This window comes from Psychroserpens sp. NJDZ02 (assembly GCF_004843725.1).
GTDB lineage: Bacteria > Bacteroidota > Bacteroidia > Flavobacteriales > Flavobacteriaceae > Olleya.
In genome coordinates this window covers 2,759,725-2,773,630 of the sequence record NZ_CP039451.1, presented here as the reverse complement: position 1 = coordinate 2,773,630, position 13,906 = coordinate 2,759,725, and the positions used below count along the sequence as shown (strand labels likewise).

18 protein-coding genes and 1 tRNA gene are annotated in these 13,906 nt (G+C 32.1%); 8 read left to right on the top strand and 11 right to left on the bottom strand.

Annotated features, from left to right (window positions below; genetic code table 11):
• Positions 1 to 23: 23 nt before the first annotated feature.
• The 5 genes from E9099_RS12175 to E9099_RS12155 all read right to left on the bottom strand — a co-directional run bounded on the left by E9099_RS12175 (position 24) and on the right by E9099_RS12155 (position 3,072).
• Positions 24 to 824, bottom strand: a complete 801-nt coding sequence (locus E9099_RS12175; RefSeq protein ID WP_136583839.1) for an MbnP family protein — start codon at positions 822 to 824, stop codon at positions 24 to 26.
• Between the two features lie 67 nt (positions 825 to 891).
• Positions 892 to 1,248: a hypothetical protein gene (locus tag E9099_RS12170; protein WP_136583838.1), complete on the bottom strand. Its 357-nt coding sequence runs from the start codon at positions 1,246 to 1,248 to the stop codon at positions 892 to 894.
• Positions 1,249 to 1,380: 132 nt separating this feature from the next.
• Positions 1,381 to 1,578, bottom strand: a complete 198-nt coding sequence (locus E9099_RS12165) for a hypothetical protein (protein WP_101019788.1) — start codon at positions 1,576 to 1,578, stop codon at positions 1,381 to 1,383.
• A gap of 147 nt (positions 1,579 to 1,725) precedes the next feature.
• Positions 1,726 to 2,556 carry a TIGR00266 family protein gene (locus E9099_RS12160; RefSeq protein WP_136583837.1) on the bottom strand — a complete coding sequence of 277 codons (831 nt, stop codon included), beginning with the start codon at positions 2,554 to 2,556 and terminating at the stop codon, positions 1,726 to 1,728.
• 60 nt (positions 2,557 to 2,616) lie between these two features.
• Complete coding sequence (locus E9099_RS12155; protein WP_136583836.1) at positions 2,617 to 3,072, bottom strand: DUF4442 domain-containing protein; 456 nt, start codon at positions 3,070 to 3,072, stop codon at positions 2,617 to 2,619.
• Between the two features lie 144 nt (positions 3,073 to 3,216).
• Here E9099_RS12155 and E9099_RS12150 point away from each other — a divergent pair, with 144 nt between their 5' ends.
• The 4 genes from E9099_RS12150 to E9099_RS12135 all read left to right on the top strand — a co-directional run bounded on the left by E9099_RS12150 (position 3,217) and on the right by E9099_RS12135 (position 7,076).
• Positions 3,217 to 3,663, top strand: a complete 447-nt coding sequence (locus E9099_RS12150; protein WP_136583835.1) for a DUF4870 domain-containing protein — start codon at positions 3,217 to 3,219, stop codon at positions 3,661 to 3,663.
• A 162-nt stretch (positions 3,664 to 3,825) separates the two neighbouring features.
• Positions 3,826 to 4,170, top strand: a complete 345-nt coding sequence (locus E9099_RS12145) for a PadR family transcriptional regulator (RefSeq protein WP_136583834.1) — start codon at positions 3,826 to 3,828, stop codon at positions 4,168 to 4,170.
• A complete protein-coding gene (locus E9099_RS12140) occupies positions 4,163 to 6,046 on the top strand; it encodes a PspC domain-containing protein (protein ID WP_136583833.1) in 1,884 nt (627 codons plus the stop codon). Before E9099_RS12145 ends, E9099_RS12140 begins: the two co-directional genes overlap by 8 nt.
• A gap of 205 nt (positions 6,047 to 6,251) precedes the next feature.
• On the top strand, positions 6,252 to 7,076 hold the full coding sequence (locus E9099_RS12135) for a GIN domain-containing protein (RefSeq protein ID WP_136583832.1): 825 nt from the start codon (positions 6,252 to 6,254) through the stop codon (positions 7,074 to 7,076).
• Positions 7,077 to 7,149: 73 nt separating this feature from the next.
• On the opposite strand, the gene trxB is transcribed toward E9099_RS12135, so the two are convergent.
• From trxB to E9099_RS12110, 5 genes are all read right to left on the bottom strand, one after another.
• A complete protein-coding gene (gene trxB, locus E9099_RS12130) occupies positions 7,150 to 8,133 on the bottom strand; it encodes a thioredoxin-disulfide reductase (RefSeq protein WP_136583831.1) in 984 nt (327 codons plus the stop codon).
• Between the two features lie 247 nt (positions 8,134 to 8,380).
• Positions 8,381 to 8,515 carry a DUF1328 domain-containing protein gene (locus tag E9099_RS19760; RefSeq protein ID WP_410523980.1) on the bottom strand — a complete coding sequence of 45 codons (135 nt, stop codon included), beginning with the start codon at positions 8,513 to 8,515 and terminating at the stop codon, positions 8,381 to 8,383.
• 324 nt (positions 8,516 to 8,839) lie between these two features.
• Positions 8,840 to 9,040 carry a hypothetical protein gene (locus tag E9099_RS12120; protein ID WP_136583829.1) on the bottom strand — a complete coding sequence of 67 codons (201 nt, stop codon included), beginning with the start codon at positions 9,038 to 9,040 and terminating at the stop codon, positions 8,840 to 8,842.
• A 1-nt stretch (position 9,041) separates the two neighbouring features.
• Complete coding sequence (locus E9099_RS12115; RefSeq protein ID WP_136583828.1) at positions 9,042 to 9,389, bottom strand: hypothetical protein; 348 nt, start codon at positions 9,387 to 9,389, stop codon at positions 9,042 to 9,044.
• Position 9,390: 1 nt separating this feature from the next.
• Positions 9,391 to 9,717, bottom strand: coding sequence for a YtxH domain-containing protein (locus E9099_RS12110; protein ID WP_101021028.1), 327 nt, complete (start codon positions 9,715 to 9,717; stop codon positions 9,391 to 9,393).
• Between the two features lie 205 nt (positions 9,718 to 9,922).
• Here E9099_RS12110 and E9099_RS12105 point away from each other — a divergent pair, with 205 nt between their 5' ends.
• Positions 9,923 to 11,287: an NAD-dependent succinate-semialdehyde dehydrogenase gene (locus E9099_RS12105; protein ID WP_136583827.1), complete on the top strand. Its 1,365-nt coding sequence runs from the start codon at positions 9,923 to 9,925 to the stop codon at positions 11,285 to 11,287.
• A gap of 81 nt (positions 11,288 to 11,368) precedes the next feature.
• On the opposite strand, the gene E9099_RS12100 is transcribed toward E9099_RS12105, so the two are convergent.
• A tRNA-Pro gene (locus tag E9099_RS12100) sits at positions 11,369 to 11,443 on the bottom strand.
• A 219-nt stretch (positions 11,444 to 11,662) separates the two neighbouring features.
• Between E9099_RS12100 and udk the strand changes: the two genes are divergently transcribed.
• Genes udk through E9099_RS12085 form a run of 3 tightly spaced genes read left to right on the top strand, consistent with a single transcriptional unit; the run spans position 11,663 to position 13,895 of the window.
• Positions 11,663 to 12,271 (top strand): uridine kinase, encoded by a 609-nt coding sequence (gene udk, locus E9099_RS12095; protein ID WP_101019820.1) that lies wholly within the window; start codon positions 11,663 to 11,665, stop codon positions 12,269 to 12,271.
• Between the two features lie 9 nt (positions 12,272 to 12,280).
• The gene (locus tag E9099_RS12090; protein WP_136583826.1) at positions 12,281 to 12,580 is read left to right on the top strand and encodes an FtsB family cell division protein; all 300 of its coding nucleotides are present in this window, start codon (positions 12,281 to 12,283) and stop codon (positions 12,578 to 12,580) included.
• The gene (locus E9099_RS12085; RefSeq protein ID WP_136583825.1) at positions 12,573 to 13,895 is read left to right on the top strand and encodes a methylmalonyl-CoA mutase subunit beta; all 1,323 of its coding nucleotides are present in this window, start codon (positions 12,573 to 12,575) and stop codon (positions 13,893 to 13,895) included. The genes E9099_RS12090 and E9099_RS12085 overlap by 8 nt, the downstream gene beginning before the upstream one ends.
• Positions 13,896 to 13,906: the final 11 nt, after the last annotated feature.

Sequence of the window (13,906 nt, the reverse complement as noted above, 5' to 3'; positions counted from 1 at the left end):
TTTCAATGGTGTATTAGTTATATTTAATCGTTATGTACGTGGTGTACTTCAAACATAGTAGATATGTTTGTTGCGATTACTGCTGTCTTATCTGCATCTGTATGTACTTGATCATAGCCATCTGCAAAGTTTACAGCAGTACTACCATCAAAGACTTTGGCTATATCTGCTTCAATATGTACTTCTGGAGTCTTATCTGCTCTTACTAAAACTGTATTAGGAAAGTCTAAAGTTACCTCTCTATAATTATCTAAAGCTGTCCCAACGCTACCCATGTGCACATTTAAAGGTTGATCAGTCATTGTACTTGTAGAATACGTACCATCTAATCTAACAAATTTATAGCCTGTTGCCCAGCTCCACATCATTTCTTCTTCATCTGCTAGTTCTAAAAATGCACCTTGTCCCTCTGCACCAAGAGCAAACCTTTCTTGATCAATACCAACACCAAAAGTGACAGACACATAATCTGCAGCATCTACATTGTCTAAAGTTACCCAGATCTCTCCTGCATTATTACCATCTGATTCATCTATAATAAACGCATTGTCTTCTGTTGGATATTCAAAAATGTTTCCATTTGCATCCATCAACCTTACATTACTAATAATATATTTTAGAGTATTTAATTTAAATGACTCAGAATTAGATTTACTATAAGATGTGCCAAAGATAAAATCTTGATCTCCTACACCATTATCATATTTTAAAGTAAGTGATCCTGACTGATTAGATAAATCCTCTGAAGCAGTATCATCGTCTGATGAACATGCTGTAATTACTGCGCACGCTAAAAGTGCAAATGTATATTTGACTAATTTCATTTGTATAATTTTTAATTTTAAGTAATAAGTTAATAAGCCTATTATGGCTTAAGCCGAAAAATAAAAATTATGCAATAGGAGGTTTAAAATGGAAAGGTTCAAAGTTGAAACTATACCTTTGATTGTAAACTAAAGCGTTTTCCTTTTTTAGTTGAAGTAAAGCATTACCATCCTGAGTATATTGATATTCAGAATAGAATACAGGAAAAAACGACTCTGCTAAGCTACTTATAGCGTCACTGTTAGTATCATCAGTACTTGTAGGGACTTGCAATTGCTTTGCTAAATGACACTTACCATTACAAGCCAATTGCGGTTTTTCCTTATTAATACAATAGGCATCTATAATATAATCTATATTTAACTGAAAGTAAGCCACATAACCAACATAATACATTGGTCGTATAGCAAAAGATAAAAACAATAGTATTGTAAACAGCTTTTTCAGAAAAAAATGATTTTTGCAAAGTTATATCATTTAGATGAAATTAATAAAATAAACTTGTGCTATATAAAATATAAAAGCGACCCGTGGGTCGCTTTTTATCTCTTTTTATTAAGGTTTTAAATAAATTAAACATTGGTCTAGTTTTGGGTTTTGTTGCACTAGAGATTCTATATAAAGCTTAAGCTCTTCAATCTCATATGGTAGTAACCGCTCTAGAGCTTTTTGTACTTCTTTACAAAACAAAGACGTGTCAAAACTAACTTTTTGCAATACAGTTTTAGTGTACTCAAACATTGCTCTTGCCATAATTAATATTTTTTTTAAGTTGATTTAAAGTAGTGTTGTAATATAGGCGAACAGTTTAAAAGTTTCGATTAAAGGTAACAATAAAAAGCTATCCAAAAATGAAACCTATCAAATTTTAACAGTTAAAGCAACGTTAAAATTACAAAACTAAAAGCGATTATCACCATCCAACAAATTCCCTAAACCACCTAAAATACTACCTTCTCCCTTAGTTTTACCACCGCTAGGAATACTCTGTAAAACACGTCCTGCTAATCTACTAAAAGGTAACGATTGGATGTAAACAATACCTGGACCTTGCAATTTTGCAAAAAACATACCTTCCCCACCAAAAATGGTGTTTTTAATACCTCCAACAAACTCTATATCATAATTTACGTCTTGTGTAAACCCAACAATGCAACCTGTATCCACTCTTAATGTGTCTCCTCTTTTTAGTACTTTTTTGGCTAAAGTTCCGCCAGCATGCACAAAAGTTAAACCATCACCTTCTAGTTTTTGCATAATAAAACCTTCGCCACCAAATAAGCCGCGACCCAATTTTTTACTAAATTCGATTCCAACACTAACGCCTTTTGCTGCACATAAAAAAGCATCTTTTTGGCAAATAAATTTACCGTTATGCTCTAATAAATCTATTGCTAAAATTTTTCCAGGATAAGGTGATGCAAAACTAACCTTACGCTTTCCTGTAAGATTATTATAAAACGCAGTCATAAAAAGACTTTCACCGGTTAACAAACGTTTACCTGCACCAAATATTTTTCCTAAAAAGCCCGTATCATTTTGAGAGCCATCCCCAAAAATGGTTTCCATTTTAATACCATTATCCATCATCATAAAGCTTCCTGCTTCCGCAATAACACCTTCTTCTGGATCTAACTCAATCTCTACATATTGCATTTCTTCACCAAAAATCTCATAATCGATCTCGTGTGCGTTTAAACTACTATTAGATGCTCCCTTTTTTTGATACATATTACTAAGGTTTTAATTTATTATATGTTGTTTATTTATATTATTTGTTACAATAATATACTAACTTTTTACTTTTACTGACCACTCAAAATTAAAAGTAGAAACGACTACCCCATCTGCATTTGTACCTACAGATTGCATCCAAAGTGTTTGACCTTCACCAGTTTTAATGGCTTCAGCTAAAGCATCATCTACTTTATTACCATCATTACATACAAACGTTATTCTACCTGTTGCCTTTTTTGTAAACGTGGCATTGTTAGTTGTAACTAACATAGATATTTTTTTACCAGACGCTTTAATCTTCATTATCATCATCGCACCAGTAGAAAACTCTGCTGCCATACCTTGAACTGCCCAAAACATAGATTTAAAAGGATTTTGATTAATCCATCGATGTTTTACCGTTGTTATGCACTGTTCGTCATTTAATACTTTTGTACGCACACCACACAAATAGGCTGATGGTAACTTAAGCATTGTGAATGTATTGAGTTTACTAGGAGATATCTTCATTTATAAATCTATTTTCAGCTAAATTATTGAAAATAATCGAGAATACACTATGTTAAAAATATGTTAAATTACAGTACTTTGTATTGCATAATACCTTCCTAAAGATATATATTTGCATAGACAACTATTATATACTTTTAAAATATGATCACCAATCATCAAAAAAACCTAGCCACTTTTATTCATTTATCGACTTTTTCTCGATTTATATTTCCATTTGGAAACATCATTGCTCCAATCATATTATGGATTGCTAATAAAGATAAATCGGACTTTATTGATACACATGGTAAGCAAGCTATTAATTTTCAGTTTAGCATTTTATTATACGCTATGATTATAGGCATACTGACCATTCCTTTTTTTGCTTTTAGTCTATTTAACCATTTAGATATTTTAGATTTTCATGCGTTTGAAGGTATCCATATCAATATTAGTGATCCTTCTCCCCTATTTTACATTGGTGGAAGTTTAGGATTATTAGCTGTTATTGGATTTATATTAGAACTAATTTTTATTATCAATGCTAGTTTAAAAGCGAAGGATGGACAAGAATACCAGTATCCCCTTACCATAGAATTTATAAAATAACGAGTACGCATTAATCAATCAATCAATCAAAAAACGAACAGTTAATCATTATGAAACAGTGTACAAAACTATGACAAGCGCAACAACTTTAAGACAATCACCAAACATCGCTATCTGTAATGCCAATGACATAACACTTGTAAAAAACACCAGAAAAGACTTATGAAAATAGAAAATACAAAAGCACAAATGCGAAAAGGTGTTCTGGAATACTGCATCTTATCAGTCTTGAAGGACGAAGATGCTTATGTTGCTGAGATCTTAGGCACACTTAAAGACGCAAAGTTGCTAGTTGTAGAAGGGACTATATATCCTTTATTAACACGACTTAAAAATGCAGGATTACTCAGCTACCGTTGGGAAGAATCCACTTCAGGGCCACCACGTAAATATTACGGCTTAACAGAAACAGGTCATCTTTTTTTAAAGGAATTAACCACGACTTGGAACGAATTACAAAATGCAGTAAATATAGTAACATCAATTAAATCAACTAACAATGAATAAAACAGTCAATATAAATTTAGCAGGTATATTTTTTCATATAGATGAAGATGCGTACTTAAAATTACAGCGCTATCTTGAGGCTATAAAACGTTCATTTACGGACTCTCAAGGGCGTTCTGAAATTATAGCTGATATAGAAATAAGAATAGCAGAATTGTTTTCTGAACGCATGAAAACAGACCGTCAAGTAATTAGCAATACAGAAGTCGATGATGTTATTACCATTATGGGACAGCCGGAAGACTACCTTGTTGATGACGAAATTTTTGAAGATGAGCCTGAGCACAAAAGTTACTCGAAATCAAGCTCGTATTCAAAATCTAAAAATGTAAACTCTAAAAAACTATTTAGAGATACTGAAAACAGTTATGTTGGTGGTGTTTGCTCTGGATTAGCACATTACTTTAATATCGAAGTTATTTGGGTCAGGTTAATTTGGGTACTCTTAATTTTTGGAGCAGGAACAGGTGTGTTTTTATACATCTTACTATGGGTTTTTATTCCAGAAGCGACGTCTACTGCAGATAAGTTAACCATGACTGGAGAAGAAGTCACCATTACAAACATCGAAAAAAAAATTAGAGACGGGTTTGATAGTGTAACAGAAAATGTAAAAAATATAGATTTTCAAAAACATGCAGACAAATTTAAAGAAGGGTTTGAACAAGCCTCTGATAGTTTTTCCGAATCAGTAAAAAAAATAGATACTAATAAAATTAAATCAAGTAGTCAATCGTTTTTTGAAAGCCTAGGCGGTGTGATTTCATCTTTATTAAAAATAGTTTCAAAATTTATCGGTATCGCATTAGTTGTATCCTGCGTTGCTGGTATCATAGCCTTAGCCATTGGCTTAATTTTTGGAACCTTCTTTGATGCTGATTTTACATTTTTTACGTCCGACTTTGTAAGAACATATGATGGTACCGATGGCCTCTTTTGGTTATTCCCTGTCTTAATATTTATAGTAAGTGTAATTCCTATTATTTTCTTTATCTATTTAGGTTTAAAAATATTAATAAAAAACTTAAAACCAATGGGTAGTGTTGCTAAATACAGCTTAATTGGTTTATGGATCATGGCCGTTATTGGATTAGCTATTGTTGGTACAAAACAAGGTTTAAGTTATAAAGAGCAGGCTTCAGACATCAAAACACAGCAATTAACTAACATTAAAACTAATGACACTTTAGTCCTTAGCATGAATTACAATGATACATTTGCCGAGCGTTTTATAAGAGATTTTGGTCTACAACATACAAATGATGACAACGGTAATGATGTCGTATTCTCTCAAGGTATCAGACTAATAGTTAAGTCGACAAAGGATAATGTCGCTAAGCTTAGAGTCAAAAAATCTGCTAGAGGTATCAACTTTGATAAAGCTAAAAACAGAGCTAAAAACATCAATTATAATTACACGCTAGTAGATAACAACTTAATACTAGATAATTATTTTACAGTGCCTAAAAATGAAATATCAAGAGATCAAGAAATTGAATTAACCTTATACCTACCAGAAGGAAGTATTTTATATGCCGAAGAAAGCACCTATAATTACCACAAAAATAATACCCATTATTACAACGACATTTTAAATAATGGAATGGAAGAGCAACATTTATTAGTAAAACACGCCAAATTAGAATGTTTGGATTGTGACACAGATAATAATGAAGAAAACAACAATAAACAATCTAATACAACCACTCAGGACGACGCTATCATAGTCGTTAATGAAGATGGTTTAGTCGCAAAAACCAAAAATTTAGATGTCATCATTAATGACGAAGGCGCCAAAGCAAGTACAGAAAACGTCAAAGTAACTATTAATGAAGACGATGGCATTAACATAACAAGTAACAAAGACAATAAATAATAAGTACTAATCATCAATCAAAAAATAAAATCACTATGATCACAGTAATCGAGTATCTAGTAACAACCATTGTGCCTATTTTTTTTTAGAACAGGCATCAAATTAAATCAAAAATAATCAATCAAAAAACCAGCCATTTCAAGCTTAAAAAAAAGTTTGGGATGGTTTTTGCTTATCTTTGTGCGTAACAAATTTTATATTAATAATGACAAAACAATTACTCCCTCTACTTTTTATTTTAATGACTACTATTACATTTGCTCAAAAAAAGCAAAAAGTAAAAGGAAGTCGTGTTTTAACAACAAAAATGACTGGCGTAAATGCTTTTCAGCGTTTGGTTTTAAATGAAGAATTTGAAGTAAGATTAGTCAAATCAGATTCCACTAAAGTGTCTATAATGACCGATGATAATTTGCATGAATACATTAAAATTGTCTCTCAAGACAGCACCCTAACTTTAAAGACCACCGGTAGACTTCAAGAAAAGAAATTAGAAATTATCGTTTATTATAGTGATCTATTAAATACTATCGAGCTTAAGGAAGATGCCGAAATTAGCTCGACAAGCAGTTTAGATTTCAAAGATTTAACACTTACTACTTCTGGAAACGCGAAAGCCTATTTAACTATAGAAAGTAATTTGTTTAAATTAATAAACAACGATAAAGCTAAAGCTGAACTTAACATCACTGCTAAAGCTGCAACTTTAGAATTAAACAACAGCAGTAAAGTAGAAGCCTTGATAAATGCTTCTAAAATAGTAGTCGATCTATTAGAAAGTGCTGATGCTAAAATTGAAGGTGATACTGAAAACTTAATATTAAATGCTGATAATTCTTCAGAATTTAATGGCGAAAATCTGACGACAAAAAATGCTACAGTTACTGCAGAGAACAGAGCTAAAGCTAATATTGCTGCGAGTGACAATTTAGTGATTAATGCTTCAGGAACCTCAATACTGGAAATCTACGGCAGTTCTAAAATAACTATTGAACATTTTGAAGGTAATGCTATCTTAAAAAAGAAGTAATTCAAAAAAAAATAAAGACATAAAAAAACCGAAGCAAATGCTTCGGTTTTTTTTATTTTAAAAAGTTTAAGCTCTAATTGTAATTAGAAGTACTTACTTCAAAACTAGAATCTTTAGCTGCTAAGTAACGTTCTGCATCTAAAGCAGCCATACAACCTGTACCTGCAGCTGTAATAGCTTGTCTGTACACGTGATCTGCCGCATCTCCACTTACAAAAACACCATCTATATTCGTTTTAGATGTTCCTGGTTTAGCATTGATAATATATCCCGTTTCATCTAAATCTAAAAATCCTTTAAAGATATCTGTATTTGGCTTATGTCCAATAGCTACAAAAAATCCAGTAGCAGGAATTAAATGGGAGTCCTTCGTTTTATTATTAAGTACTTTAACACCTGTTACAACCTGACCATCTCCAACAACTTCTTCTGTTTCTGTATTGAATAAGATTTCGATGTTTTTAGTATTTTTAACACGTTCTGACATAATTTTAGAAGCTCTAAACTCATCACGTCTTACCAACATCGTTACTTTTGTACATAGTTTAGATAAGTAATGTGCTTCTTCGCAAGCACTATCTCCTGCTCCAACAATTACTACTTCTTGATTTCTGTAGAAAAAACCATCACACACTGCACATGCAGACACACCTCCTCCTAATTTCAAATATTTCTGTTCAGACTCTAAACCTAAATACTTTGCACTAGCTCCGGTAGATATGATTATGGTGTCACAATGGATTTCTTTCTCCTCATTAACCCAAACTTTATGGACCTCTCCAGAAAAATCAACTTTAGTAATCCAACCGTTTCTAACATCTGTTTCAAAACGTTCTGCCTGCTTTTGCAATTCCATCATCATCGCTGGACCTGTTATTCCATCAGGGTATCCAGGAAAATTTTCAACTTCGTTAGTCGTTGTTAACTGCCCACCTGGTTGAGTACCTTGATATAAAACAGGTTTCATATTAGCTCTAGCGGCATAAATCGCTGCAGTATAACCTGCAGGACCAGACCCTATTATTAAGCATTTTACTTTTTCTATTGTCTCTGACATATTAAATTCGTTTTATCTTCTACAAAAGTAGAATTTTTATAAGGAAACTTACACTAGACTTATTAAAAGTTATTATTAAGCTATAAGGACTTCTTATATCATTATTTTTAAAATCTACTTATCCAAAATACATTGAGTTAAAATTCTAACTGAATTAAATTAGATTCAAGAAATAAAATCACGGGTCAAGCCGAAATTAAAAGACTAGAGACTCCATTTTTATGAAGATTATAAAAACACTAACCTGTTAACATTCGGAGATTGTTTTATAAAGTTTACCAACAAATAAACTCAGAAAAATAAAGCAACAAATCTTTGCTACAAAAGCCAAACCACCAATAATATGACCGAAGCCAAGAACAGCTGATATAAAGGCTAACATGATAAAAAAGATGGTCCAACGCATAAGTACTGATGTATAATTTTAGACAAATATAAAAGCTAAATAAGACTCGACAACAGTCTTTAACATGCTATTACAAAGACTTTAACGGACATTAACAAAGCAAGATAACTATTAAGAAGTCATTAAGACATCCGCTTAAAAGACCGACTTCAGACTTGAGCCCATATCTTAATATTATTTTTTTTTGTTATATCAATTTATGTCTTGCTATAAAAAATGGGGCAAAAAAAATTCTTCTATAACCATTTACGATTACAAAAGAATTTGATAATATTATTTTATCTATGCCTTAACTCTAAATCACTTAATTATCTTTTTTAACAACATCATCATTCCAAATTTAGAAAACATCCGATACCCTGTCTGTAACCATTGTGGAGGCTGAATCGCTTCTTTAAAATCGCCTTTAATTCCTTTTAACTCTTCCCAAGCAATTTGTTTTTCTAAACTCAGTTTTCTCAATTCCCTTTCTATGTCTGCTTCAGTCTTAAATTGTGTCATATTAATCAAAAAAGGTTTTAGAAATGGATTGGATAACTTTACTATTAATTTGTTGTCTGTTAAAATAAATAATAACAGAGAACAACATAAAAACTAGACCGACTATTAAAAAGCCTAAAGAAAAACTATCTAACATACTTCCTATAGCAATAGCACTACCCACCGCAATAAAAACAAATCCTATAAGTACCAATCCACCTATTAAAAGGGCCTTCAGTACCAAACTAACAGATGTTGTTAGTTGCTGAAAAACCTTAAGCTTGTAGTACTCGTGGGATTTCTTTAAATAATCTTCTCCTTTATCGATAGCCTGATTTGAAGAGTCTTGTATAGATTCAAAAACAGTCATACTATTTCTGTAATTTTTTATTCTTTGCTTTTAAATCTTTTAATTTACTTTCTAAAGAAGTTATGACATCGTCTGCCTTATAACTAGCACTAGACACAATACTTTCCAATTGCGTATCTAACGTATGTTTTTGAGAAGTTAATGTACTTGACACTTGATCTTTTAAATGTATAGCCTCATTCGCAATTTTATCTTTAGTGGCGATAGCCTCTTCTTTTAATTTTTTTCTTGTACTACTCCCTTTATCAGGTGCAAATAAAATTCCTAATGTTGCTCCAATGGCACCTCCTAATAAAAGTCCTAATGCTGTATTTGTGTTCTTACTCATCTTCTTTTTCTTTTTTAAATTATTAATAAATAACTGCATTTTATAGTAGATAGTTATTCGTCCCTACTGACACAAAGTTAAAAATCATTCATTTAATTATTCTTAAATAAAATGTAAATTAATTGATAAATATTTGTTAAATGACAATTATTAAAAGTGTTATTTATCGATAATTCATAATTTTAACAAAACAAATTAAAGCAAAATGAAACAGTCAATCCATACTCAAAACCCTTATTCAGGACAAGACCTTGAACACTATAATTATCATACCGCATCAGAAATAAGTACAATCCTAGAACACGCTCAGAAAGCGTTTAATAATTGGAAAACAACAGATATTAAACATCGCGCAAAATTATTAAAAAATGTTGCGAATATTCTAGAAGATAAAAAAGAAGAATTTGGACAACTCATGACTCGCGAAATGGGTAAACCTATAAGTCAGAGTATTGCTGAAATTGAAAAATGCGCCAAGCTATGTGATTTTTATATTGCCAATGCTGATAAATTTTTATCTGATCAAATCATTAAAACGGAAGCTCACGAAAGCTTTATAAGTTACGATCCTTTAGGGACTATACTCTCTGTAATGCCATGGAACTATCCTTTCTGGCAAGTATTTAGATTTGCAATCCCCACATTAACAGCAGGTAATGTCGGCTTACTTAAACATGCTTCAAATAGTACAGGAACTGCTATTGCCATACAAAAACTATTTTTAGACGCTGGGTATCCAGAAGGTTGCTTTCAGACATTGATCATTAACCATGAAGACATGGATGCTATTATTGGTAATGATATAGTAAAGGCAATCACCTTAACAGGTAGTGAAAAAGCAGGAAAAAGTATTGCAACCTTAGCTGGTCAAAACTTAAAAAAAACAGTGTTAGAATTAGGCGGTAATAATGCTTGTGTTGTATTAGACGACGCTAATTTGGACAAATATTTAGATACAATGGTTACCGCTAGAATGCAAAATAATGGTCAAAGTTGTATCGCTGCAAAGCGTTTTATTGTCACCGAAAAAATTTACGATACGTTTTTAGAACAATTCACTCAAAAAGTAAAAGATTTAAAAATTGGTAATCCTGAAGATGCGGACACTTACATTAGTGTTATGGCTAGAGAGGATTTAGCTAAAGAATTAGAAACTCAAGTCTCAAAATCTATTGAAAAAGGCGCAACTTTACATTATGGTAATTCTAGAGATGGCGCTTTTTACCAACCGACTATTATTACAAATGTAAAACCTGATATGCCTATTTTTGATGAAGAGACATTTGGACCAGTAGCGGCAGTAATTAAAGCGAAGGACAAAAAAGAGGCGTTAGCGTTAGCCAAAAATTCAAGATTTGGATTAGGGACTATGATTTTTACAGAGAACATTAAAGCTATTTATGACGAGATAAGCGACATTCCTGATGGTGCTCTTTTTATTAATGAGATGGTTAAATCTGATCCAAGATTACCATTTGGCGGAACAAAAGCTTCCGGTTATGGTAGAGAATTATCTAAAGAAGGAATACTAGAATTTGTAAACATAAAGACAGTTTACATCAATAAATAATCAATTTGCTGGCAAAAACCCGGTAAAAAGCCACAAAAAAGACAATAAAAAAAAGCCTCAGTAAAACTGAAGCTTTTTTTGTCGGGGTGGCAGGATTCGAACCTGCGGCCTCCACGTCCCAAACGTGGCGCGATAACCGGGCTACGCTACACCCCGAATTGATTATCAATTCCGCTAAACTATTTGTTTTTTGGAGGTGCAAATATATAACTTTTATTGGAACTAGAACTATTATTTTAATAAAATTTCAAAAAAAGTTACTTTAATTATCAAATTCTGAATTCTGAATACAAAGTAATTTATAATTCCCCATATTTGAGTAACATTCATCCTAAAGATTTTATTAAATTTGCCTATTGAATTTAATAAAAAAATATGCTGATAATAGGAATTGCAGGAGGTACTGGTTGTGGTAAAACAACGGTTGTTAATCAAATTTTAACCCAGTTACCAGAAGGAGAGGTTGGTATAATCTCTCAGGATTCGTATTATAAAGATACGAGCCACCTGTCTTACGACGAAAGAATTAAAATTAACTTTGACCATCCTAGATCTATAGATTTTGAACTTTTAGAACAACATCTTAAGGAATTAAAAGCAGGACAAGCTATCGAGCAGCCTGTATATTCTTTTGTAAAACATAACAGAACTGGGGATACGATAAAGACAAAGCCAAGGAAAGTGATGATAGTGGAAGGTATTTTAATACTAACACATCCTGAACTTAGAGAAATGTTTGATATTAAAATTTTTGTTCATGCTGATAGCGACGAGCGTTTAATTAGAAGATTAAAACGTGATATTACAGAGCGTGGTAGAGATATAGACGAAGTTTTAGCTCGTTACCAAAACACACTAAAACCAATGCATCAACAGTTTATACAACCCATGATGGAATATGCAGATATTATTATTCCAAACAATAAATACAACACCGTTGCTGTAGATATTGTAAAGACCATTATTAACGAGAAATTACAATAATATAAGACAATGAAGTGGTACAAAAACATATATATAATTATCCTCATCGGGTTTGGCGTTTGGATGGTTTTTTTTGACACCAACTCATTACAAAGTCATATTGAAGTTAATCACGAAAGAAGCAAGCTAGAGGACGAAAAAGAGTATTATAGAAAGGAAATCGTAAAAGATAAAAAAGCTATTAAAAAGCTGACCAGTGCTGATGGTCTAGAAACTTTTGCGAGAGAGAAATATTATATGAAAAAGGAAAACGAAGATATTTATATCATCGAATACGAAGACAGCTTAAAGACCAAAAACAATGAGTAATCCACTTTTTTCCGCATTTGAAAAAGTATCTTCTAAAGCTTGGAAACAAAAAATCCAAGTCGATTTAAAAGGTGCTGATTACAACAACACCCTTGTTTGGAAAACTAATGAAGGGATTGACGTACGTCCATTTTATCACCAAGATGAAATGACAGAAACCTTTACAGTCCAACCCCAACATTGGACTGTCGGGCAAATCATTTTTGTTCAAAACGAAAAAGCGTCCAATAAAAAAGCCTTAGATGCTATAGAACGAGGTGCTGAAACCATAAAATTTATTATTCCTAGTAACACTATTTCAATTGAAGAGACTTTAGAAAATATCGATCTAGAGACCACTGCTATTCAACTAGAACTTCTTTTTTCCGACGAACAATTTATTAATAACCTGGCCAAAATTTCTGCGAAAGCACAAATAATATACGATCCGATTGGACACTTAGCAAAAACTGGTAATTGGTTTGAATCTTCAGAAAACAGATTTATTACAGCTAATCAAATTACAGTTGATACCACTACATATCAAAATGCTGGTGCGACAATGGCACAACAATTAGCCTATGGTCTATCACATTTAAACGACTATTTTAATTCGGTTGACTTTGCTAAAGCAGAAATACAAACGATTCATTTTAATGTTGCTGTAAGTACCAATTACTTTTTTGAAATAGCAAAACTCAGAGCGTTTCGTGTCTTATATAACACTTTAGCGCCCGAATATAATTGTAAAGCGCAATTAAAAATAAACGCAATACCAACCAAACGTAATAAAACTATTTACGATTATAACACCAATATGTTACGTACCACTACAGAATGTATGAGTGCCATACTTGGAGGAGCAAATACCGTTTTTAACCTACCTTATGACGCGCTTTACCATAAGGACAATGAGTTTGGAGAACGTATAGCACGTAATCAATTGCTGATTTTAAAAAAAGAAAGTTATTTTGATGAAGTTAATAATGCTTCAGATGGAAGCTATTATATTGAAACTTTAACTACTCAATTAGCAGAAAAAGCATTAACTTTATTCAAAGATATTGAAACCAGTGGTGGATTTATTGCGCAATTGAAGGACGGTCAAATTCAGAAAAAAATAAAAGAAAGCGCGACTAAAGAACAGGAGCAATTTGATAATGGAAGCATCACACTTCTAGGGACCAATAAACACCCCAATAAAGAGGATAAGATGAAACACAATCTTGAGTTGTTTCCTTTTTTAAAAATGAATCCAAGAAAAACACTAATCGAACCAATCATAGAAAGACGATTAGCTGAAACATTAGAACAAAACCGATTAAAAACTGAATAAAAGATTATTAA

Bases quoted from the DNA above. Each gene is read 5' to 3' on its own strand.
- E9099_RS12175 (WP_136583839.1), bottom strand. From the start codon at position 824: ATGAAATTAGTCAAATATACATTTGCACTTTTAGCGTGCGCAGTAATT.
- E9099_RS12165 (WP_101019788.1), bottom strand. From the start codon at position 1,578: ATGGCAAGAGCAATGTTTGAGTACACTAAAACTGTATTGCAAAAAGTT.
- E9099_RS12160 (WP_136583837.1), bottom strand. From the start codon at position 2,556: ATGTATCAAAAAAAGGGAGCATCTAATAGTAGTTTAAACGCACACGAG.
- E9099_RS12155 (WP_136583836.1), bottom strand. From the start codon at position 3,072: ATGAAGATATCTCCTAGTAAACTCAATACATTCACAATGCTTAAGTTA.
- E9099_RS12150 (WP_136583835.1), top strand. From the start codon at position 3,217: ATGATCACCAATCATCAAAAAAACCTAGCCACTTTTATTCATTTATCG.
- E9099_RS12145 (WP_136583834.1), top strand. From the start codon at position 3,826: ATGAAAATAGAAAATACAAAAGCACAAATGCGAAAAGGTGTTCTGGAA.
- E9099_RS12140 (WP_136583833.1), top strand. From the start codon at position 4,163: ATGAATAAAACAGTCAATATAAATTTAGCAGGTATATTTTTTCATATA.
- E9099_RS12135 (WP_136583832.1), top strand. From the start codon at position 6,252: ATGACAAAACAATTACTCCCTCTACTTTTTATTTTAATGACTACTATT.
- trxB (WP_136583831.1), bottom strand. From the start codon at position 8,133: ATGTCAGAGACAATAGAAAAAGTAAAATGCTTAATAATAGGGTCTGGT.
- E9099_RS19760 (WP_410523980.1), bottom strand. From the start codon at position 8,515: ATGTTAGCCTTTATATCAGCTGTTCTTGGCTTCGGTCATATTATTGGT.
- E9099_RS12120 (WP_136583829.1), bottom strand. From the start codon at position 9,040: ATGACACAATTTAAGACTGAAGCAGACATAGAAAGGGAATTGAGAAAA.
- E9099_RS12115 (WP_136583828.1), bottom strand. From the start codon at position 9,389: ATGACTGTTTTTGAATCTATACAAGACTCTTCAAATCAGGCTATCGAT.
- E9099_RS12110 (WP_101021028.1), bottom strand. From the start codon at position 9,717: ATGAGTAAGAACACAAATACAGCATTAGGACTTTTATTAGGAGGTGCC.
- E9099_RS12105 (WP_136583827.1), top strand. From the start codon at position 9,923: ATGAAACAGTCAATCCATACTCAAAACCCTTATTCAGGACAAGACCTT.
- udk (WP_101019820.1), top strand. From the start codon at position 11,663: ATGCTGATAATAGGAATTGCAGGAGGTACTGGTTGTGGTAAAACAACG.
- E9099_RS12090 (WP_136583826.1), top strand. From the start codon at position 12,281: ATGAAGTGGTACAAAAACATATATATAATTATCCTCATCGGGTTTGGC.
- E9099_RS12085 (WP_136583825.1), top strand. From the start codon at position 12,573: ATGAGTAATCCACTTTTTTCCGCATTTGAAAAAGTATCTTCTAAAGCT.